This is a genomic window from Mycobacterium sp. HUMS_12744610, assembly GCF_041206865.1.
Taxonomy (GTDB): domain Bacteria; phylum Actinomycetota; class Actinomycetes; order Mycobacteriales; family Mycobacteriaceae; genus Mycobacterium; species Mycobacterium servetii.
In genome coordinates this window covers 204,317-224,485 of record NZ_JBGEDP010000001.1, presented here as the reverse complement: position 1 = coordinate 224,485, position 20,169 = coordinate 204,317, and the positions used below count along the sequence as shown (strand labels likewise).

At 69.0% G+C, this 20,169-nt stretch carries 18 protein-coding genes, 1 tRNA gene and 4 pseudogenes; 19 read left to right on the top strand and 4 right to left on the bottom strand.

Annotated elements, in window-relative coordinates; translation table 11 throughout:
* The first annotated feature begins 82 nt into the window (after positions 1 to 82).
* A complete protein-coding gene (locus tag AB8998_RS01055) occupies positions 83 to 1,156 on the top strand; it encodes a pyridoxal phosphate-dependent aminotransferase (protein ID WP_369736403.1) in 1,074 nt (357 codons plus the stop codon).
* The gene (locus AB8998_RS01050; protein WP_369736402.1) at positions 1,153 to 1,614 is read left to right on the top strand and encodes a DUF4334 domain-containing protein; all 462 of its coding nucleotides are present in this window, start codon (positions 1,153 to 1,155) and stop codon (positions 1,612 to 1,614) included. Before AB8998_RS01055 ends, AB8998_RS01050 begins: the two co-directional genes overlap by 4 nt.
* A gap of 12 nt (positions 1,615 to 1,626) precedes the next feature.
* On the opposite strand, the gene AB8998_RS01045 is transcribed toward AB8998_RS01050, so the two are convergent.
* Positions 1,627 to 2,217, bottom strand: coding sequence for a TIGR03086 family metal-binding protein (locus AB8998_RS01045; RefSeq protein WP_369736401.1), 591 nt, complete (start codon positions 2,215 to 2,217; stop codon positions 1,627 to 1,629).
* Between the two features lie 23 nt (positions 2,218 to 2,240).
* Here AB8998_RS01045 and AB8998_RS01040 point away from each other — a divergent pair, with 23 nt between their 5' ends.
* From AB8998_RS01040 to AB8998_RS01030, 3 genes and pseudogenes are all read left to right on the top strand, one after another.
* Entirely contained in the window at positions 2,241 to 3,074 is an 834-nt protein-coding gene (locus tag AB8998_RS01040) for a crotonase/enoyl-CoA hydratase family protein (RefSeq protein ID WP_369736400.1), read from the top strand.
* Between the two features lie 172 nt (positions 3,075 to 3,246).
* Positions 3,247 to 4,343: pseudogene (locus AB8998_RS01035) on the top strand (serine hydrolase).
* A gap of 206 nt (positions 4,344 to 4,549) precedes the next feature.
* Positions 4,550 to 4,726: pseudogene (locus tag AB8998_RS01030) on the top strand (Rv2629 family ribosome hibernation factor); the annotation flags it as partial.
* Positions 4,727 to 4,731: 5 nt separating this feature from the next.
* Here AB8998_RS01030 and AB8998_RS01025 read toward each other — a convergent pair.
* Positions 4,732 to 4,818, bottom strand: a tRNA-Ser gene (locus AB8998_RS01025).
* A gap of 36 nt (positions 4,819 to 4,854) precedes the next feature.
* On the opposite strand from AB8998_RS01025, the gene AB8998_RS01020 reads away from it, so the two are divergent.
* The gene (locus AB8998_RS01020; protein ID WP_369736399.1) at positions 4,855 to 5,826 is read left to right on the top strand and encodes an NAD(P)H-quinone oxidoreductase; all 972 of its coding nucleotides are present in this window, start codon (positions 4,855 to 4,857) and stop codon (positions 5,824 to 5,826) included.
* Here AB8998_RS01020 and AB8998_RS01015 read toward each other — a convergent pair.
* Positions 5,823 to 7,019: a cysteine desulfurase-like protein gene (locus AB8998_RS01015; protein ID WP_369736397.1), complete on the bottom strand. Its 1,197-nt coding sequence runs from the start codon at positions 7,017 to 7,019 to the stop codon at positions 5,823 to 5,825. The two genes, AB8998_RS01020 and AB8998_RS01015, sit on opposite strands and share 4 nt — an antisense overlap.
* 117 nt (positions 7,020 to 7,136) lie before the next feature.
* Here AB8998_RS01015 and AB8998_RS01010 point away from each other — a divergent pair, with 117 nt between their 5' ends.
* The 5 genes from AB8998_RS01010 to wzm all read left to right on the top strand — a co-directional run bounded on the left by AB8998_RS01010 (position 7,137) and on the right by wzm (position 12,267).
* On the top strand, positions 7,137 to 9,110 hold the full coding sequence (locus tag AB8998_RS01010; protein ID WP_369736396.1) for a DUF6541 family protein: 1,974 nt from the start codon (positions 7,137 to 7,139) through the stop codon (positions 9,108 to 9,110).
* An 82-nt stretch (positions 9,111 to 9,192) separates the two neighbouring features.
* Positions 9,193 to 9,636: a bacterial proteasome activator family protein gene (locus tag AB8998_RS01005; RefSeq protein WP_369741373.1), complete on the top strand. Its 444-nt coding sequence runs from the start codon at positions 9,193 to 9,195 to the stop codon at positions 9,634 to 9,636.
* Between the two features lie 21 nt (positions 9,637 to 9,657).
* Positions 9,658 to 10,461 (top strand): galactan export ABC transporter ATP-binding subunit Wzt/RfbE, encoded by an 804-nt coding sequence (gene wzt / locus AB8998_RS01000; protein ID WP_369736395.1) that lies wholly within the window; start codon positions 9,658 to 9,660, stop codon positions 10,459 to 10,461.
* A complete protein-coding gene (gene glfT1, locus AB8998_RS00995; protein ID WP_369736394.1) occupies positions 10,458 to 11,387 on the top strand; it encodes a galactofuranosyltransferase GlfT1 in 930 nt (309 codons plus the stop codon). Before wzt ends, glfT1 begins: the two co-directional genes overlap by 4 nt.
* Before the next feature lie 49 nt (positions 11,388 to 11,436).
* Complete coding sequence (wzm, locus tag AB8998_RS00990; protein ID WP_369736393.1) at positions 11,437 to 12,267, top strand: galactan export ABC transporter permease subunit Wzm/RfbD; 831 nt, start codon at positions 11,437 to 11,439, stop codon at positions 12,265 to 12,267.
* A 97-nt stretch (positions 12,268 to 12,364) separates the two neighbouring features.
* On the opposite strand, the gene AB8998_RS00985 is transcribed toward wzm, so the two are convergent.
* Positions 12,365 to 12,937, bottom strand: a complete 573-nt coding sequence (locus AB8998_RS00985) for a hypothetical protein (protein ID WP_369736391.1) — start codon at positions 12,935 to 12,937, stop codon at positions 12,365 to 12,367.
* Positions 12,938 to 13,035: 98 nt separating this feature from the next.
* On the opposite strand from AB8998_RS00985, the pseudogene AB8998_RS00980 reads away from it, so the two are divergent.
* The 8 genes and pseudogenes from AB8998_RS00980 to AB8998_RS00945 form a co-directional block, all read left to right on the top strand.
* A pseudogene (locus AB8998_RS00980) lies at positions 13,036 to 14,133 on the top strand (13E12 repeat family protein); the annotation flags it as partial.
* Between the two features lie 123 nt (positions 14,134 to 14,256).
* On the top strand, positions 14,257 to 15,483 hold the full coding sequence (locus AB8998_RS00975) for an IS256 family transposase (RefSeq protein ID WP_369741372.1): 1,227 nt from the start codon (positions 14,257 to 14,259) through the stop codon (positions 15,481 to 15,483).
* A 22-nt stretch (positions 15,484 to 15,505) separates the two neighbouring features.
* Positions 15,506 to 15,973 (top strand): annotated as a pseudogene (locus AB8998_RS00970) (hypothetical protein); the annotation flags it as partial.
* 59 nt (positions 15,974 to 16,032) lie between these two features.
* Positions 16,033 to 16,965 (top strand): ribonuclease Z, encoded by a 933-nt coding sequence (locus AB8998_RS00965; RefSeq protein ID WP_369736390.1) that lies wholly within the window; start codon positions 16,033 to 16,035, stop codon positions 16,963 to 16,965.
* 71 nt (positions 16,966 to 17,036) lie between these two features.
* Positions 17,037 to 17,519, top strand: coding sequence for a GreA/GreB family elongation factor (locus AB8998_RS00960; RefSeq protein WP_369736388.1), 483 nt, complete (start codon positions 17,037 to 17,039; stop codon positions 17,517 to 17,519).
* Between the two features lie 91 nt (positions 17,520 to 17,610).
* The gene (locus AB8998_RS00955) at positions 17,611 to 17,988 is read left to right on the top strand and encodes a GtrA family protein (RefSeq protein ID WP_369741371.1); all 378 of its coding nucleotides are present in this window, start codon (positions 17,611 to 17,613) and stop codon (positions 17,986 to 17,988) included.
* A gap of 32 nt (positions 17,989 to 18,020) precedes the next feature.
* Positions 18,021 to 19,403: a decaprenylphosphoryl-beta-D-ribose oxidase gene (locus tag AB8998_RS00950; protein ID WP_369736387.1), complete on the top strand. Its 1,383-nt coding sequence runs from the start codon at positions 18,021 to 18,023 to the stop codon at positions 19,401 to 19,403.
* A complete protein-coding gene (locus AB8998_RS00945) occupies positions 19,404 to 20,168 on the top strand; it encodes a decaprenylphospho-beta-D-erythro-pentofuranosid-2-ulose 2-reductase (protein WP_369736386.1) in 765 nt (254 codons plus the stop codon). It begins immediately after the preceding gene.
* Position 20,169 lies beyond the last annotated feature (1 nt).

Sequence of the window (20,169 nt, the reverse complement as noted above, 5' to 3'; positions counted from 1 at the left end):
TTTCCGAGGTTACCCGAACCCTTCCCGGTATCCCCTAGCCGCCGGAGGCATAGCGTACACAGCCCCGGCATATGCTGTCGAAGTGACCGCCCGTCTGCGCCCCGAGCTGGCCGGGCTGCCGGTCTACGTCCCGGGCAAGACGGTGCCGGGTTCGATCAAACTGGCCAGCAACGAGACGGTGTTCGGCCCGCTGCCCAGCGTGCGCGCGGCCATCGAGCGGGCCACCGACGACGTCAACCGCTACCCCGACAACGCCTGTGTGGCGCTCAAGGCCGCACTGGCCGAGCACGTGGGCCCGGACTTCGGTCCGCAGCACGTCGCCGTCGGCTGCGGGTCGGTCAGCCTGTGCCAGCAGCTGGTTCAGATCAGCGCGTCGGCCGGCGACGAGGTGGTGATGGGCTGGCACAGCTTCGAGCTGTATCCGCCCCTGGTCCAGATCGCCGGCGCCGTCTCGGTCAAGGTGCCGCTGACCGACCACACCTACGACCTCGACGCGATGCTCGCCGCGGTCACCGACCGCACCCGCCTGATCTTCGTCTGCAACCCCAACAACCCGACCTCCACGGTCGTCGACCCCGGCGCGCTGGCCCGCTTCGTCGCCGCCGTGCCCTCGCACATCCTGGTCGCCATCGACGAGGCCTACGTCGAGTACATCCGCGACGGCATGGCACCGGACAGCCTGGGACTGGTCCGTGCGCACTCCAACGTCGTTGTGCTGCGCACCTTTTCCAAGGCCTACGGGCTGGCCGGCCTGCGCGTCGGCTACGCGATCGGTCCCGCCGAGCTGATCACCGCGCTCGATCAGGTCTACGTGCCGTTCTCGGTGACCAGCGTCTCGCAGGCCGCCGCGATCGCCTGCCTGCGGGCCGCCGACGAGCTGCTGGCCCGCACCGACGCGGTCGTCGCCGAGCGCACGCGCGTGGCCGCCGCGCTAGGGGAAGCCGGATACACCCTGCCGGTGTCGCAGGCCAACTTCGTCTGGCTGCCGCTGGGCCCGCGCAGCGCGGACTTCGTCGAGCGGGCCGCCGCCGCGCGCCTGGTGGTCCGCCCGTTTCCACCCGAAGGTGTCCGGGTCACCATCGGGGCGCCGGACGAGAACGACGCCCTGCTGGACTTCGCCCGCGACTGGACCACCCACCCCGAGGAGAGCCGATGACCCTGGCCCGCAGGAAGTTCACCGAGCTCAAGGAACGCGACGGCGCGATTCCCGACGCCGAACTCGACGAGTTCTGGGCGAGCCTGCGGCCCGCGACCGTCGAGCAGATGATCGGCGAGTGGAAGGGCGGCGAGTTCGTCACCGGACACAAGATGAACGGCCAACTGGAAAAGGTCGGCTGGTTCGGCAAGACGTTCAAATCCACCCGCGACGTTCAGCCGCTGGTCTGCCTGGACGCCGACGGAAACAAGTTCTCCAACAAGGAGATGGGCAAGGGCGAGGCCAGCCTGTGGCTCGAAGAGTTCCGCGGCGAGGTCACCGCCACGATGGTCTACGACGGCCAGCCCGTGCACGACCACTTCAAGGCCGTCGACGACGACGCGGTGATGGGCATCATGAACGGCAAGGGCGTGCTGGATGACGGCCGCTATTACTACTTCTACCTCGAGCGGGTGTAGGGCTACCCGGCCTCACTTGGCCCGGGCCGGGTTGCGGCCGGTGAACGCCACCAGCCGGTCCAGCGCGCCGGCCCCCTCGGGCGCCTCCACCGGGTCGTCGAACCCGGCCATGGCACGCAGCTCCGGCTTGACGATCCGGTGCCCCAGCTCCAGCACGTACTCGGCCAGCGGTTCGCGGACGTCGACGTCGTGGCCCACGGCCTTGGCGTAATCCCAGGCGTGGACCAGGAATTCGAGCGACCACGCCGCGCAGGCATCCCGGGCCGCCATCTTGCCGTTGCCGAATGCCACGCTGCCGTCCAGGCCGCGCCGGCGCCAGGCGTCCAGCGCCGGCCGGGCCGCGCCCACGATCTGGCGCTCCACCGAGTCGGAGTCCTCGCCCGCCGGGATGTCGGCGCCGACCATGCCCCCGAGCGCCCGGATGGAGTTGAGCAGGTGCCCGGTCAGCTGGCGCACGTCGTATTCGGAACACGGCGTCTTGCGGGACAGGTCGTCGCTGGCGATGGGGTGCACGACGTGCTGCAGCACCGCCAGGCAGGCCTCGGCGCTTTCCAGCTCGTCGGTCGGCGGGGAGTCTGGTCCGGGTCGCAAATCGCGTGGCATGTGCGTCACGCTACGGTCTCGGCATGGCCCACGAAGCAAGAGCGTACGAATCGGTCACCGTCGACACCCAGGACCACGTCGCGCGGGTGACGCTGATCGGGCCCGGCAAGGGCAACGCGATGGGGCCCGCGTTCTGGTCGGAGATGCCCGAGCTGTTCGCCGCCCTGGACGCCGACCGCGACGTGCGGGCCATCGTCATCACCGGGTCCGGGAAGAACTTCAGCTACGGCCTGGACGTGCCCGCGATGGGCGGTACGTTCACCCCGCTGCTGGCCGGCGACGCGCTGGCCCGCCCGCGCGCGGAGTTCCACGCCGAGATCAGGCGCATGCAGAACGCGATCAGCGCGGTCGCCGACTGCCGCACCCCCACCATCGCCGCGGTGCACGGCTGGTGCATCGGAGGCGGCGTCGACCTGATCTCCGCCGTCGACATCCGCTACGCCAGCGCCGACGCCAAGTTCTCGGTCCGGGAGGTCAAGCTGGCGATCGTCGCCGACGTCGGCAGCCTGGCCCGCCTGCCGATGATCCTGAACGACGGGCACCTGCGCGAGCTCGCGCTCACCGGCAAGGACATCGACGCCGCCCGCGCAGAGAAGATCGGCCTGGTCAACGACGTGTTCGGCGACGCCGAGGCCACCCTGGCCGCCGCGCACGCCACCGCCGCCGAGATCGCCGCCAACCCGCCCCTGGCCGTGCACGGGATCAAGGACGTCCTCGACCAGCAACGCGTCGCGGCGGTCTCGGAGAGCCTGCGCTACGTCGCCGCCTGGAACGCCGCGTTCCTGCCGTCGAAGGACCTGACCGAGGGCATCTCGGCGACGTTCGAGAAGCGGCCGCCGAACTTCAAGGGCGAGTGAGGCACGTACCCTCGCTGGGGTGACGCCCCAGCCCCAGACCCCCGACGGCAAGATCCGCGTCCCGGCCGACCTGGACTCGGTGACCGCGATCGGCGACGAGGACCATTCCGGCATCGACCGCGCCGCCGTCGAACGCATCTGGGCGGCCGCGCGGCACTGGTATGAGGGCGGCATGCACCCGGCGATCCAGGTGTGCCTGCGGCATAACGGGCGGGTGGTGCTCAACCGGGCGATCGGCCACGGGTGGGGCAACGCCCCGACCGACCCGCCGGACGCCGAGCAGGTTCCGGTAGGCACGGACACGCCGTTCTGCGTGTACTCGGCGGCCAAGGGCGTGGCGGCGACCGTGGTCCACAGGCTCGTCGAGCGCGGCGCCTTCGCCCTGGACGACCGGGTCTGCGAGTACCTGCCCACGTTCACCAGCCACGGCAAGGATCGCATCACGATCCGGCATGTGCTGACGCACAGCGCCGGCCTGCCCTTCCCGACCGGGCCGCGGCCGGACGTCAAGCGCGCCGACGACCACGACTACGCGCTGGAGAAGCTGAGCGAGTTGCGCCCGCTCTACCGGCCGGGCCTGGTGCACATGTACCACGCGCTGACCTGGGGCCCGTTGATCCGCGAGATCGTCTGGCGGGCCACCGGCAAGGAGATCCGCGAGATCCTGGCCACCGAGATCCTCGACCCGCTGGACTTCCGGTGGACGAACTTCGGTGTGGCCAAGGAAGACGTCGGGCTGGTCGCGCCGAGCCACGCGACCGGCCGGCCGCTGCCGCCGGTCCTGGCGAAGATCTTCCGCAAGGCGATCGGCGGAACGTGCACGAGATCATCCCCTACACCAACACCCCGATGTTCCTGACGACCATCGTGCCGTCGTCGAACACGATATCGACCGCCGACGAGCTGTCCCGGTTCGCCGAAATCTTGCGCCGCGGAGGCGAACTCGACGGGGTGCGGGTGCTGAGCGAGGCGACCCTGCGCGGCGCGGTGCGCCAATGCCGACGGCTGCGGCCGGACGTGGCGACGGGCCTGATGCCTGCCCGCTGGGGCACCGGGTACATGCTCGGGACGAACCGCTTCGGGCCGTTCGGGCGCAACGCGCCGGCCGCGTTCGGCAACCTCGGCCTGGCCAACATCGCGATGTGGGCCGACCCGCAGCGCGGCCTGGCCGCCGGCGTCATCAGCAGCGGCAAGCCGGGGCGCGATCCCGAGCTGCGCCGCTACACCGCGCTGATGGACACGATCGCCGCGGAGATTCCGATCGGTTGACACCGGGCGGCGGTGGGAACACTGCCGCAATGGGCCGTGGTGGCCGGGGCGGCGGGCGTCCTGGTCAACGAGCAACCTGCAGCGGCCGACCGCCGAGACCGTCGTCCGGGTGTCCGAGCTGCCCTACGTCGTGCCCGTCGTCGAACAGGGCTTCGGGCGTCCGGACTATCTGCTGGCCGTGGTCGACCACGCGGCGCCGACCTCTGGTGATCGGCGACGTCGGCGCCGCGCCGGCCAAGACCTTCCGCGCCGACGAGGCGCCGCCGATGCTCGCGGTGTCCATCGGGGCGTCGCTGGTGCGCACCGACGAGCGCCTCGCCCCGGCCGACGGTGTCGGCGCGGTGCTGCGCTACGCCCCGACGCTGCACGAGACCGCCCACTAAACCGGCGGTGGCGGAGGGATTTGAACCCCCGGACGGTGTTAGCCGTCTCTCGCTTTCAAGGCGAGTGCATTAGGCCGCTCTGCCACGCCACCGCTGACCAGGGTAACGGGACTAGTAGCGTGACCGGCATGCGCGCCATCGTCGCCGAATCCCCCGACCGGCTGTCCTGGCAGGAGGTTGCCGACGTCTCCGCCGGCAGCGGCGAGGTGCTGATCGAGGTCCGCGCCGCGGGCGTCAACCGCGCCGACGTGCTGCAGGCCGCCGGGAAGTACCCGCCCCCGCCGGGAGCCAGCGAGACCATCGGCATGGAGGTCTCCGGCGTCGTCGCCGAGGTCGGTCCTGAAGTCTCCGAATGGTCTGTGGGACAAGAGGTTTGCGCGCTACTGGCCGGCGGTGGATATGCCGAGCGCGTCGCCGTCCCGGCCGGGCAGGTGCTGCCGGTCCCGGACGGGGTCGACCTCGTCGACGCCGCCGGGTTGCCCGAGGTGGCGTGCACGGTGTGGTCGAACCTGGTGATGACCGCCCACCTGGGCGAAGGGCAGCTGCTGTTAATCCACGGCGGGTCCAGCGGCATCGGGAGCCACGCCACCCAGGTCGCGCGGGCGCTGGGCGCCCGGGTGGCCGTCACTGCCGGATCGGCGGACAAGCTCGAGTTCTGCCGCGAGCTGGGCGCCGAGATCCTGATCAACTACCGCGAGGAGGACTTCGTCGCCCGGCTGCGCGAGGACACCGGCGGCGCGGACGTGATACTCGACATCATGGGCGCGGCCTACCTGGACCGCAACCTCGACGCGCTGGCCACCGATGGGCAGCTGGTGGTCATCGGCATGCAGGGCGGGGTCAAGGCCGAGCTCAACCTCGGCACGCTGCTGGCCAAGCGATTGCGGGTCATCGGCACCACGCTTCGCGCCCGTCCGGTGAGCGGACCCAACAGCAAGACCGAGATCGTGCGGGCGGTGCGGGACGCGGTGTGGCCCATGATCGCCGACGGCCGGGTGCGGCCGGTGATCGGCGCGCGACTGCCCATCGAGCGGGCCGGCGACGCGCACCGGCAGATGGTGGACGGCAAAGTGACCGGCAAGATCCTGCTGACCGTCTAACCCAGAGACGCTAGCGCGCGCACCAACTGGTCGACCTCGGCCGTCGTCGAGTAGTGCGCCAGCCCGACCGTGACGGCGCCGCCGATGTCGTTGACCCCCAGCACGTCGAACGCGCGCGAGGTCTCGTCGATCACGGCCAGGATGCCGTTGTCGGTGAGCCGTTGCATCACCCGCTCGGCGGGCACGTCCTGCACGGCGAAGCTGACCACCGGTATCCGCGACTCCGGCTGGCCGATCAGCATCACCAGCGGCAGCGACCGCAGCGACACCATCAGGTAGTCGAAGACGCGGTTCAGATAGGCACCGGCGGACTGCATTGACAGCGGCAGGCGTTCGCGGCGGGCGCCGCGCGCGGACTCGTCGAGGGCCGCCAGGTACTCGATGCTGGCGACCGCCCCGGCCAGCAGACCGAACTGGTGCGCGCCGACCTCGAGTCGGGCCGGTCCGGTGGCCCGCGGGTCCGTGGAGACCGAGGCGCACGAGTTGATCATCGCCGGATCGCGGAACACCATCGCCCCCACCGGCGGACCACCCCAGGCCGCGGCGTTCACCGCCACCACGTCGACGTCGGTCTCCTTGACGTCGAGCAACCGGTAGGGCGCGGCGGCGGAATGGTCGACCACCACCAGCCCGCCGACGTCGTGCACCAGTTTGGTCATCGCCCGCAGATCGGTGACCGTGCCCAGCGTCGCCGACGCCGAGGTGACCGCGACGAGCCGGGTGGACTTGCCCACCAGGCTCTCCCACTGCCACGTCGGCAGCTCACCGGTCTCGATGTCGACCTCGGCCCACTTCACCTTGGCGCCGTAGCGGTGCGCCGCCCGCAGCCACGGGGCGATGTTGGCCTCGTCGTCGAGGCGGCTGACGACCACCTCGTAGCCCAGGCCCGCGCGCGAGGACGACGCTTCGGCCAACGCGGACAACAAGATTGCGCGATCGGCGCCCAGCACGACGCCGGCCGGGTCGGCATTGAACAGGTCGGCAACCGCCGCGCGCGCCGCGTCCAGGATGGCCGCGCTGCGCTGCGCCGACGGGTGTGCGCCCGCCATGCTGGGACTGGACCTGCGGAAAGCCGTCGACACCGTGGTAGCGACCGAATCGGGGATCAGCATTCCGGTCGGAGCGTCGAAGTGCACCCACCCGTCACCCAGCGAAGGATGCAATCCGCGCACCCGGGCGACGTCGTAAGCCATGCCAGCCACCTTAGAGCTTTCGCCATTCCGCGAAATTGTGACGGTAGCGGGTGCCCAGACATTCCGGCCAGACAGTGGCATCCCGAGCCGAGGCACCCGGGCAGCCATACTAGTCCGGTGGGTTTCTGGTTCGGAACGCTGATCGCACTGTTCCTGCTGATCGCACCGGGCACCATCGTCGCACGCATCAGTCAGCTGAGCTGGCCGGTCGCCATCGCGGTCGGGCCGCCGCTGACCTACGGCATGGTCGCACTGGCGATCATCCCGCTGGGTGCGGTCGGAGTCCCGTGGAACGGCTGGACCGCGCTGGCCACGCTGGTGCTGGCGGGCGCGGCGATGACGGGGCTGCAGCTGCTGCTCGCCCGATACCGGGACAGCGCGGCGGAAGCCCGCGGGATCGGCCGCGGGCCGGCGTTGGCCGTGGCCGCCGGCGTGCTGCTGGGTGCGCTGCTGATCATGTGGGCCGCCTGGCGCGGCCTCGGCGCGCACTGGCAGACCATCCCTAGCACCTGGGACTCGGTGTGGCACGCCAACACCGTGCGGTTCATCCTCGACACCGGCCAGGCCTCCTCCACCCACATGGGCGAGCTGCGCAACGTCGAGACGCAGGCCCTGCTGTACTACCCCTCGGTCTTCCACGCGCTGACCGCGGTGTTCTGTCAGCTCACCGGGGCGGCGCCGACCACCGGCTACACGCTGAACTCGGTCGCGGCGGCGGTCTGGCTGTTCCCGGTCAGCGCGGCCGTTCTCACCTGGCGCCTGCTGCGTTCACGCACGACGGTGTGGCGCACCGCGGGGGCGTCGGCGACCGCGGCGGTGCTGTCGGCGTCGTTCACCGCGGTGCCCTACGTCGAGTTCGACGTCGCCGCGATGCCCAACCTCGCGGCCTACGGTGTCGCGGTGCCGACCATGGTGCTGACCACGTCGACGCTGCGCCACCGCGACCGCATTCCGGCGGCGATCCTGGCGCTGGTCGGCACGTTCTCGGTGCACATCACCGGCGGGATCGTCGTCGGGTTGTTCCTGTTGGCGTGGTGGCTGCTCGACGCGCTATGGCACCCGGTGCGCGGGCGGCTCGCCGACTTTTTGACCCTGGCCGGCGTCGCGGTCGTGGTCGGCCTGATCATGCTGCCGCAGTTCCTCAGCGTGAAGCAGCAGGAAGACATCATCGCCGGGCACTCCTTCCTCACCTACCTGAGCAAGAGGCGGGGCCTGTTCGACGCCCTCTTCCAGCACTCACGCCACCTCAACGACTTCCCGGTGCAGTACGGGCTGAGCGCGCTGCTGGTGATCGGCGGGCTCATCCTGCTGCTCAGGCGGATCTGGTGGCCGCTGGCCGCCTGGCTGGTGCTGGTCGTGGTCAACGTCGACGCGGGGACCCCGCTGGGCGGACCGGTCGGCGCGGTCGCCGGGGCGCTCGGCGAGTTCTTCTACAAGGACCCGCGCCGGGTGGCGGCCGCCACCACGCTGCTGCTGCCCCCCATCGCCGGTGTCGCGCTGTTCGCGATCGTCGGGGCCGTCGTGTGGGGAGCCAAGCGCCTGAGCACGCGGTTCACGCCGCTGCCGGAACGCGCCTGGGCCGCGGCGACGGCGGTCCTGGTGGCGGCGGCCGGTGTGGGGAGCGCCTGGCACTACTTCCCGCGTCACGCGTTCCTGTTCGGCGACAAGTACGACTCGGTGATGATCGACCAGCGCGACCTGATGGCGATGGCCTACCTCGCCAAACTGCCCGGCGCGCGCGAGACCCTGATCGCCAACGCCAACACCGACGGCACCGCATGGATGTACGCCGTGGCCGACCTACACCCGCTGTGGACCCACTACGACTACCCGCAGCAGGCGGGCCCGGGCTACAACCGCTTCATCATCTGGGCCTACGCCCGCAACGGCGTCTCCGATCCGCGGGTGGTGCAAGCGGTCAAGGCACTCAATATCCGCTACATCCTGATCAGCAAGCCGACGGTGCGGGGTTTCGCCGTGCCCGACGGGCTAGTGTCTTTGGAGAAATCGCCGTCGTGGGAACTGATCTACGACAACGGCGGCGCCAAAATCTACGAATGGCGCGGGAAGGCCGCCGCGCCACACGCCTAGATCCCAAAAGGATGGTGACCGATTGAGTACGGGCAACGAGGATGACGGCATCGAGGTCATCGGCGGCGTCGACCCGCGGATCATGGCGGTCGAGGACGACGACTCCGACGAACGCTCGTTGACCGACCTGGTGGAGCAGCCCGCCAAGGTGATGCGCATCGGCACGATGATCAAGCAACTGCTCGAGGAGGTGCGCGTGGCGCCCCTCGACGAAGCGAGCCGCAACCGGCTGCGCGAGATCCACGCCACCAGCATCCGCGAACTCGAGGACGGTCTGGCCCCGGAACTGCGCGAGGAGCTCGATCGCCTAACGCTGCCGTTCAGCGAGGACGCCACCCCGTCGGACGCCGAACTGCGCATCGCCCAGGCGCAGCTGGTCGGCTGGCTGGAGGGGCTGTTCCACGGTATCCAGACCGCGCTGTTCGCCCAGCAGATGGCCGCCCGCGCGCAGCTGGAGCAGATGCGTCAGGGCGCGCTGCCGCCGAGCATGAGCAAGCACGGGTCCGGGCACGGCCAGTACCTGTAAGAGGTCGCAAAGCAGGTGACGGTGCCCGATTCCGGTCCCCACATCCAGACGCACAACGCGTGGGTGGAGTTTCCCATCTTCGACGCCAAGTCGCGCTCCCTGAAGAAGGCCTTCCTCGGCAAGGCCGGCGGCACGATCGGGCGCAACAACTCCAACGTCGTCGTCGTCGAGGCGCTCCGCGACATCACCATGTCGCTCGAACTGGGCGACCGGGTCGGCCTGGTCGGGCACAACGGGGCGGGCAAATCGACGCTGCTGCGCCTGCTGTCGGGCATCTACGAGCCCACCCGCGGCTGGGCGAAGGTCACCGGCCGGGTGGCGCCCGTCTTCGACCTCGGCATCGGCATGGACCCGGAGATCTCCGGATACGAGAACATCATCATCCGCGGCCTGTTCCTCGGGCAGACCCGGAGGCAGATGCTGGCCAAGGTCGACGAGATCGCCGAGTTCACCGAGCTCGGCGACTACCTGTCGATGCCGCTGCGCACCTACTCCACCGGGATGCGGGTGCGGCTGGCGATGGGCGTGGTCACCAGCATCGACCCCGAGATCCTGCTGCTCGACGAGGGCATCGGCGCGGTGGACGCCGACTTCCTGAAGAAGGCCCAGTCCCGGTTGCAGAGCCTGGTGGAGCGTTCCGGGATCCTGGTGTTCGCCAGCCACTCCAACGAATTCCTGGCCCGGCTGTGCAAGACCGCGATGTGGATCGACCACGGCGTCATCCGCCAGTCTGGGGGCATCGAGGACGTGGTGCGCGCCTACGAGGGCGAGGACGCGGCCCGACACGTGCGCGAGGTGCTGGCCGAGACCCGGTCCGTGGGATGAGCGAATCCGTCACCGAATCCGTCGTCGCCGTCGTCGTCACCCACCGCCGTCCCGACGAGCTCGTCAAGTCTCTGGGCGCACTGAGTACCCAGACCCGGCTGCCCGATCACTTGATCGTGGTGGACAACGACGGTTCGTCGGATGACAGCCGCGTGCGTGAACTGGTCGCGGGGCAGCCCGTCCCGACCACCTACCTACCGTCGCGCCGGAACCTCGGCGGTGCGGGCGGTTTCGCGCTGGGGATGCTGCTCGCGCTGGCGCAGGGTGCCGACTGGGTGTGGCTGGCCGACGACGACGGGCGCCCGGCGGATAGCCGGGTGCTGGCGACGCTGCTGGCGTGTGCCGGGAAACACGGTCTGGCCGAGGTGTCGCCTATGGTGTGCAACGCCGACGACCCGGCGCGGCTGGCCTTTCCGCTGCGGAGAGGCCTGGTGTGGCGCCGGCTGGCCGGCGAACTGCGCACCGAGACCGGCGACGACCTGCTGCGCGGCATCGCGTCGCTGTTCAACGGGGCGCTGTTCCGGGCGTCGACGCTGGAGTCGGTCGGGGTGCCCGACCTGCGGCTGTTCATCCGCGGCGACGAGGTGGAGATGCACCGGCGGCTGGTGCGTTCCGGGCTGCCGTTCGGCACCTGCCTGGAGGCCGTCTACCTGCACCCCTGCGGGACGTCGGAGTTCCGGCCGATCCTCGGCGGCCGGATGCACACCCAGTACCCCGACGACTCCGGCAAGCGCTTCTTCACCTACCGCAACCGCGGCTACCTGCTGTCGCAGCCCGGGTTGCGCAAGTTGCTGGTGCAGGAGTGGGTCCGATTCGGCTGGTTCTTCCTGGTGACCCGCCGCGACCCCCGAGGATTTCGGGAATGGCTTCGGCTGCGCCGCATGGGGCGCCGCGAGCAGTTCGGCACCCCTGGAGGCCTGGCATGAGACGCGCCGACGACGATGCAGAGCGGAGCGATGAGGAGGAGCGGCGCCGATGACGTTGCTGGATGCGGCGACACAGTCACGCACGTTCGCCCGGGCCCGCGGTGACCTGGCCGCCGGTTTCCGGCGTCACGAGCTGTGGCTGCACCTGGGCTGGCAGGACATCAAGCAGCGCTACCGGCGCTCGGTGCTGGGCCCGTTCTGGATCACGATCGCGACCGGCACCACCGCCGTCGCGATGGGCGGCCTCTACTCGAAGCTGTTCCACCTCGAGCTGTCGGTGCATCTGCCCTACGTAACGCTCGGCCTGATCATCTGGAACCTGATCAACGCCGCCATCATCGAGGGCGCCGACGTTTTCGTGGCCAACGAGGGACTGATCAAGCAGTTGCCGACGCCGCTGTCGGTACACGTCTACCGGCTGGTGTGGCGGCAGATGATCTTGTTCGCGCACAACATCGTCATCTATCTCGTCGTGGCGATCATCTTTCCCAAACCGTGGTCGTGGGCCGACCTGTCGGTGCTCCCGGCGCTGGGGCTGATCGTGCTCAACTGCATCTGGGTGTCCCTGTGTTTCGGCATCCTGGCGACCCGCTACCGCGACATCGGCCCGCTGCTGTTCTCGGTCGTGCAGCTGCTGTTCTTCATGACGCCGATCATCTGGAACGACGACACCCTGCGCCAGCAGGGCGCCGGGCGCTGGGCGAGCATCGTGGAACTCAACCCGCTGCTGCATTACCTCGACATCGTTCGCGCCCCGCTGCTGGGCGCGCATCAGGAGCTGCGGCACTGGGCGGTGGTGCTGGCCCTGACCGTCGTCGGCTGGGTGCTGGCGGCCTTCGCGATGCGGCAATACCGCGCCCGCGTGCCGTACTGGGTCTAGCCGCGACAGCCTTGGGGGCCCGGCCCCTCCCCATATGGGGTACGCTGCGGGGAGGGGCCGGGCATCAATCAAGCTTTTTGGGGCACAGTCCTTTTCGTCACAGCAGGCCCGCGAGCTCGGCGCCGGCGGCCAGGGTCTGGTTGACGATGCCCTCGATGCCGCCGATGTTGCCGAGGTTGAAAACCCCGGCCCCCGTGCCGCTTTCGATCAGCATGGTGTCGACGCCCGGGGCCGGGTACGCCCCGAGGAGGGTGTTCACGGTTTGCTCACCGGTGCCCAGCACGAGGTTTCCCGCGTTGAAGACGCGGTTGACGGCGCCGTTCAACGCAGTGGTGCTGCCGAAGAGCGCCGACTCCAGACCTAACTCGTGGGCCACCAGGTTGGTGTTGAACCCCGCCTCGGCGGCGACCAGATCGTCGATGAAGTTCGCCTGGGGTCCCGCCAGGTTGTCTAGGCCGATGACCGGCGCCGCCTGCGCCGCCTGCAACCCGACCGCACCGAGCCCCGCGGCCACCGCGTCCGGCAGGGCGCCGAAGCCGGTCAGCTCGGCCGTGACCCCGCCCGCAAAGTTGCCAGACATACCGGCGCTCAGACCGCAGCCCCAGCCCGCGCCCAGGGCCGGCACCGCGCCGGCCAGAGTCTTGCATGACGTCGGCTTCGGCGCGGGCATAGGCGCCGGCACCCGAGGTCAGCGCCTGGACGAAACTGTCACCGATGTCCCGAGACATCACACCGGCCGTGTCGTACCCCGGTGGCATACTCGCACGTATGTTCGATGAAGAGGCGCGGGCGGAGGTGCACGCCCGGTTCGACGAGCTCTTCGAGCGGCGTCATCCCTCCACGACGGCCGAGTCGACGGTGCTGGTGGACCGCATCGGCGCGGCGGCGCGGTTTGAGAACCGGGCCGCGGCTGCGCAGTTGGTGGCGGTCGGGGAGTTGTTCGCCTATCGGCTCTCGCGCTGTGGCGAGGACGAGGACTGGGCAATCGACACGATGGCGGCGGTGGCCGCCGAGGTAGGGGCGGCGTTGCGGATCAGCCAGGGTCTGGCCGCTGGCCGGGTGCGCTACGCGCGGGCGATGCGCGAACGCCTGCCCAGGGTGGGCGAGGTTTTCGCGGCCGGCGACATCGACTTCCGGTTGTTCGCCACGATCGTGTACCGCACCGATCTGATCACCGACCCCGAGGTGTTGGCTGCCGTGGATGCCGAGTTGGCGCTCAAGGTGGGCCGCTGGCCCTCGATGAGCCGGGGCCGGCTCTCGGGGGCGGTGGACAAGATTGTGGCCCGCGCCGATGTCGATGCGGTGCGCCGGCGCCGCCAGCGGCAATGTGATCGCCAGGTGTGGTTCGCCACCAGCCAGGACGGGGTCGTGGAGATGGGCGGCAGCCTGTTCGACGTGGACGCCCGGGCGTTGGACAAGCGGCTGGACGGGTTGGCCGGCACGGTGTGTGAACACGATCCGCGCACCAAAGACCAGCGCCGCGCCGATGCGTTGGGGGCGCTGGCCGCCGGGGCGGACCGGTTGGGCTGTCGCTGCGGGCGCACCGACTGCCCCGCCGGGGGGCGCGCAGCCCCCGGCGCGGCGGTGGTGCACCTGATCGCCCAACCGGGCGCCGACGGCGGGCAGGCCCTGGGGTCACAGGTGTGCGCCGACGGGCTGATCACCCCCGAGCTGGTGGCAGAGCTGGCGGCGTCGGCCAAACTGGTGCCGCTGATCCATCCCGGTGACGCCGCCCCCGAGCCGGGGTACGTGCCGTCGAAGGCGTTGGCGGATTTCGTGCGCTGCCGGGACCTGACGTGCCGCTGGCCCGGCTGTGAACGCCCGGCCTTCGACTGCGAACTCGACCACACCATCCCGTATGGGGCGTGTCATTCCATCTGTGTAAGTCCGGGGTGGTCCATCATCGGACCGCCGTTGGGCGGACAGAAGGAGTGTTTTGTGACCAAGACCATGCAGATGCCGGCTGAGGAGACGACCGCGGCGCGGCGGCTGGCCGAGATGTTCACCGAAGAGACGCTGGACTCGTTGATTAAGGATGCGGTGAAGACCGGGACCCCGATCGACGGCGCGGACGGTTTGCTGAACCAGCTGACTAAGGCCGTGCTGGAGCGGGCGCTGAATGCGGAGCTAACCCACCATCTGGGCTATGAGGCCGGCGATCCGGCCGGACGCGGATCGGGAAATTCGCGCAACGGCACCACGCCGAAAACGGTGACCACCGTCAACGGCCCGGTGCAGATCGATGCGCCGCGTGATCGCAACGGCTCGTTTGAGCCGGCGATTGTGCCGAAGAAGACCCGCCGGCTCAACAACATCAATTCGGTGGTGTTGTCGCTGTATTCACGGGGAATGACCACCCGCGATATCGAAGCCCACCTGCAGGAGGTCTATGGGGCGTCGGTGTCGCGGGAGTTGATCTCCAATATCACCGAGGTGGTGGTCGATGAGATCAAGGCCTGGCAGGCCCGCCCGCTCGATGAGGTCTACCCGATCCTCTACATCGATGGGCTGCGGCTGCGGATCGGCGACAACGGGGTCATCACCACCAAGGTCGCCTATTTGGCCATTGGCGTGGATCTGGAGGGCCGCAAACACGCCTTGGGCTGCTGGATCCAGGACTCCGAGGGGGCGAAGTTCTGGCAGAAGGTCGTCATCGACCTGCGCAACCGCGGGGTGCGCGACATCCTCATCGCCTGCTGCGACGGGCTGACCGGTCTGCCTGATGCGATCCGCTCGATCTATCCCGATACCGTGGTGCAGACCTGCGTCGTGCACGTCATTAGGAATGCGATGCGCTTCGTGTCTTATAAGGACCGCAAGAAGGTCGCCACCGCGATGCGGGCGATCTACAGTGCGCCGACCGTCGATGGAGCCGAACTCGCACTCAAGGAGTTCGACCAGCAATTCGGCGCCCAATATCCGGGTGCAATTGACGTGTGGCACAACGCCTGGGGGGAATTCGTTCCGTTCCTGGACTATCCGGTGGAGTTGCGCAAGATCGTCTACACCACCAATGCGATCGAGTCGATCAACTTCCAGTTGCGCAAGATCACCAAGAACCGTGGTCATTTCACGGACAAGGACGCCGCGATGAAGTTGCTGTACCTCGGGCTGCGCAACATGAGAGGAGGCTATTCGGGTACTGGAACGCACAACTGGACTGTGGCGCTCAACACACTCGCCAGACTATTCCCTGGGCGAATCCCATTGTGCTAGAATACAACTCGTAGTCAAATCACCTCTGACTTACACAGAAATCGTGACAGGCTCCCCGTATGCCCAGGGTGGGCCCACCCACGCGGCAAACCTCAAGTGCTACTGCAAAACTCACCATTTGGTCAAGACGTTTATCGGCTGGACCGAAAAGCAGCTGCCCGACGGCACTTTGATCCTGACCTCCCCGTCCGGGCACACCTATGTCACCACCCCGGGCAGCGCGCTGCTGTTCCCCAGCCTGGCCCGCGCGGTCGGGGGCTGCCCGGCCCCCGAAATCGACATCCCACCCCAGGACTACTGCGCCGACCGCACCGCGATGATGCCCAAACGCCGCCGCACCCGCGACCAGGACCGCGCCCACCGCGTGGCGGCCGAACGCCGCAACAACCACCAAGCCCGCACCGCCGCACACGCCGGACGCCAGACCTGGCAACAACGCTACTTCGGCCCCCACGAACCCACCGAAGACGACGAACCCCCACCGTTTTAGGTCAGGCCTCGATCGGTCGGTTCTCCTAGCCCGCGCCCGGCGACCATAATGTTCGACACGTGTCGCCTCGTGAGCTGATCGTGCTCGGCACCGCCAGCCAGGTGCCCACCCGGCACCGCAACCACAACGGATACCTGCTGCGCTGGGATGACGAGGCACTGCTGTTCGACCCCGGCGAGGGGACGCAGCGCCAGATGCTCCTGGCCGGTGCGACGGTGAGCAGCGTGACCCGGATCTGCCTCACCCACTTCCACGGGGACCATTGCCTCGGCGTGCCGGGAATCGTGCAACGCCTGGCCCTCGACGGCGCAGGACACCCGGTGCACGCGCACTTCCCCGCCGCCGGCCGGGAGTATTTCGCCCGCCTACGCCACGCCTGTCTTTTCTACGACACGGCCGACGTGCGCGAGGAACCCGTCGCGGCGGACGGCCCGGTCGCCACGGGAACGTTCGGGGTGCTGGAAGCGCGAACGCTCGACCACTCCGTGGACGCGGTCGGCTACCGGCTGATCGAACCCGACGCGCGCCGCTTCGTGCCGGAACTGCTCGACCGTTACGGCATCGCCGGACCCGTCGTCGGCGAGTTGCAGCGATCCGGGCGGATCGAAGTCGACGGACGGGCCGTCGAGCTGGCGCAGGTCACCGAGCGACGGCGGGGGCAGCGCTTCGCCTTCGTCATGGACACCCGGCTGTGCGACGGCGTGTACGCCCTGGCCGACGGCGCGGACCTGCTGGTGATCGAGTCGACGTTCTTGGACCAGGACGCCGATCTGGCGACCCGCTACGGACACCTGACCGCGCGTCAGGCGGCGCGCGTGGCGGTCGAGTGCGGGGTGCGGCGGCTGGTGCTGACCCATTTCTCGCAGCGCTACCCCGACAGCCGGCGATACCGCGACGAGGCGGCCGAGGTGTTCGGCGGGGATCTGGTCATCGCCGAGGACCTGACCCGGGTGGCGGTGACCAGCCGGATTGATGCCGCACCGGACGGGTGATCCGGTCGACCGGACCGACATCGGTGTGTATAACCAACGGAAAGCAGGACAGGCTGGAAAGGGCGGCATAAGTGAGCGAGAAGGCCCCGACGGCGGCGGATGCGGCGAGCGAGAACCTCGCCGCGGAGTTGGACAGGCTGCGGCAGCGCCGCGACCGCCTGGAGGTCGAAGTCCGGAACGACCGCGGCATGGTCGGCGACCACGGCGATGCCGCGGAGGCCATTCAGCGCGCCGAGGAGCTGGTCATCCTCACCGACCGCATCAACGAACTGGACCGGCGGCTGCGCGGGGGCCCACTGCCCGCCGAAGAGGGCGACGCCGCGCTGCCCAGCGGCACCGAGGTCACGCTGCGGTTCGACGACGGCGAGGTCGTCACCATGCAGGTGATCTCCATCGTCGAGGAGACGCCGGTGGGCCGCGAGGACGAGACGCTGACCGCGCACAGCCCGCTGGGGCGGGCCCTCGTCGGCCGTCAGGCCGGCGACACCGTGACGTACCCGACGCCCCAGGGCGTGAACCGGGTCGAGTTGCTCGACGTGAAGCTGCCCGGCTGACGCACCCGGGGCGCCGACGCGCCCCGTTAGACTCCTCCCGATGATCCCCCCGGAGTCCGCTGCGGCGCCGCCGCGGCCGCACCTCAACCTGATGACGCAGGTGGGGCGCTTCGTCGTCGCCGGCGGACTGGCCGGGATCGTCGACTTCGGTCTCTACCTGGTGCTCTACAAAGCGGTGCACCTACAGGTCGATCTGTCCAAGGCGAGCAGCTTCGTCGTCGGCACCATCACCGCCTACCTGATCAACCGCCGTTGGACATTCCAGGCGGCGCCCAGCACCGCCCGGTTCGTCGCGGTCATGGTTCTCTACGCGGTCACCTTCTCCGTGCAGGTGGGGCTGAACCACCTGTGCCTCGCGCTGTGGCACTACCGGGGCTGGGCGATACCCGCCGCCTTCGTGGTCGCACAGGGCACCGCGACCGTCATCAACTTCGTCGTGCAGCGGGCCGTGATCTTCCGCATCCGCTGAACCGCCACGCACAGGCGGTACCCTCTTTGACGATGTTGAGCAGTGACGTTCCGACCACCACCACGCGGCTGACGGGCTTCGGCCACACAGCACCGTCGGTGGCCGAAGTGCTCTCGACCCGCGATCCCGAAGTGATCGCCAAGGCCGTAGCCCGGGTGGCCGGCTCGGGCGGACGCGGCGTGATCGCCCGCGGGCTGGGCCGCTCCTACGGCGACAACGCGCAAAACGGCGGCGGTCTGGTGATCGACATGACGCCGCTGAACGCCATCCACTCGATCAGCGCCGACACCCGGCTGGTCGACGTCGACGCCGGCGTCAGCCTGGACCAGTTGATGAAGGCGGCGCTGCCGTTCGGGTTGTGGGTTCCGGTGCTGCCGGGAACCCGCCAGGTCACCGTCGGCGGCGCGATCGCCTGCGACATCCACGGCAAGAACCACCACAGCGCGGGCAGCTTCGGCAACCACGTGCGGTCGATGGATCTGCTGACCGCCGACGGCGCCATCCGCCACCTCACCCCCGACGGGAACGACGCCGAGCTGTTCTGGGCCACCGTCGGGGGCAACGGGCTGACCGGGATCGTGCTGCGCGCGACCATCGAGATGACGCCCACGGAGACCGCCTATTTCATCGCCGACGGCGACGTGACCGCCAGCCTGGACGAGACCATCGCGTTTCACAGCGACGGCAGCGAAGCCAACTACACCTACTCCTCCGCGTGGTTCGACGCGATCAGCCCACCCCCGAAGCTGGGCCGGGCGGCGATCTCGCGGGGCTCGCTCGCCAAGCTCGACCAGCTACCCGAGAAGCTCCAGCGCAATCCGTTGAAATTTGATGCGCCGCAACTATTTACATTTCCCGATGTGTTCCCGAACGGGCTGGCCAACAAGTACACCTTCGGGCCGATCGGTGAGCTGTGGTACCGCAAATCGGGCACGTATCGCGGCAAGATCCAGAACCTGACGCAGTTCTACCACCCGCTGGACATGTTCGGCGAATGGAACCGGGCCTATGGCCCCGCAGGTTTCGGCCAGTACCAGTTCGTCGTGCCCACCACCGCGGTCGAGGAGTTCAAGGGCATCATCCGCGACATCCAAAAGTCTGGGCACTACTCGTTTCTCAATGTGTTCAAGCTGTTCGGTCCGGGCAACCAGGCCCCGCTCAGCTTTCCCATCCCCGGCTGGAACGTCTGCGTCGACTTCCCGATCAAGCCCGGCCTCAACGAGTTCCTCAACGAACTCGACCGCAGGGTCCTCGAATTCGGCGGCCGGGTGTACACCGCCAAGGACTCGCGTGTGAGCGCCGAGACCTTCCACGCCATGTACCCGCGCATCGACGAGTGGATCGCCGTGCGCCGCAAGGCCGACCCCGACCGGGTGTTCGCCTCCGACATGGCCCGACGCTTGGAGTTGCTCTAGATGGTGCTGGACGCCGTGGGAAATCCGCAGACCATCCTGCTGCTCGGGGGCACCTCCGAGATCGGGTTGGCCATCTGCGAGCGCTACCTGCAGAACGCGCACGCGCGAATCGTGCTGGCGGACCTGCCGGGCCATCCCCGCAAGGATGACGCCATCGCCGCGCTGACCGCCGCGGGCGCCAAGTCGGTCGAGTGGGTCGACTTCGACGCGACCGCCAGCGACAGCCATCCCGCGGTGATCGAGCAGGCCTTCGCCCATGGGGACGTGGACGTCGCGATCGTGGCCTTCGGGGTGCTCGGGGACGCCGAGGAGCTGTGGCAGGACCAGCGCAAGGCCGTGCTGGCGGCCGAGATCAACTACACCGCAGCGGTTTCGGTGGGTGTGCTGCTGGGCGAGAAGATGCGCGCCCAGGGCTTCGGCCAGATCATCGCGATGAGCACGGTGGCCGGGGAGCGGGTGCGGCGGTCCAACTTCGTCTACGGCTCCACCAAGGCCGGCCTGGACGGGTTCTACCTCGGACTCGGCGAGGCGCTGCGGGAGTACGGGGTTCGCGTGCTGGTGATCCGGCCCGGCCAGGTGCGCACCCGGATGAGCGCGCACATCAAGGAGGCCCCGCTCACCGTAGACAAGGAGTACGTCGCGAACCTCGCGGTGACCGCGGCGGCAAAAGGTAAGGAATTGGTTTGGGCGCCAGCAGCATTCCGCTATGTGATGATGGTGTTGCGACACATCCCGCGGAGCGTCTTCCGCAGGCTGCCAATCTGAC

Coding starts and splice junctions, on each gene's coding strand:
- AB8998_RS01015 (WP_369736397.1), bottom strand. CDS start 7,019: ATGGCTTACGACGTCGCCCGGGTGCGCGGATTGCATCCTTCGCTGGGT.
- glfT1 (WP_369736394.1), top strand. CDS start 10,458: ATGAGCGAATCCGTCACCGAATCCGTCGTCGCCGTCGTCGTCACCCAC.
- AB8998_RS01050 (WP_369736402.1), top strand. CDS start 1,153: ATGACCCTGGCCCGCAGGAAGTTCACCGAGCTCAAGGAACGCGACGGC.
- AB8998_RS01020 (WP_369736399.1), top strand. CDS start 4,855: ATGCGCGCCATCGTCGCCGAATCCCCCGACCGGCTGTCCTGGCAGGAG.
- AB8998_RS00955 (WP_369741371.1), top strand. CDS start 17,611: ATGACGCAGGTGGGGCGCTTCGTCGTCGCCGGCGGACTGGCCGGGATC.
- wzm (WP_369736393.1), top strand. CDS start 11,437: ATGACGTTGCTGGATGCGGCGACACAGTCACGCACGTTCGCCCGGGCC.
- AB8998_RS00945 (WP_369736386.1), top strand. CDS start 19,404: ATGGTGCTGGACGCCGTGGGAAATCCGCAGACCATCCTGCTGCTCGGG.
- AB8998_RS00985 (WP_369736391.1), bottom strand. CDS start 12,937: ATGCCCGCGCCGAAGCCGACGTCATGCAAGACTCTGGCCGGCGCGGTG.
- AB8998_RS01040 (WP_369736400.1), top strand. CDS start 2,241: ATGGCCCACGAAGCAAGAGCGTACGAATCGGTCACCGTCGACACCCAG.
- AB8998_RS01005 (WP_369741373.1), top strand. CDS start 9,193: ATGGCGGTCGAGGACGACGACTCCGACGAACGCTCGTTGACCGACCTG.
- AB8998_RS01045 (WP_369736401.1), bottom strand. CDS start 2,217: ATGCCACGCGATTTGCGACCCGGACCAGACTCCCCGCCGACCGACGAG.
- AB8998_RS00950 (WP_369736387.1), top strand. CDS start 18,021: ATGTTGAGCAGTGACGTTCCGACCACCACCACGCGGCTGACGGGCTTC.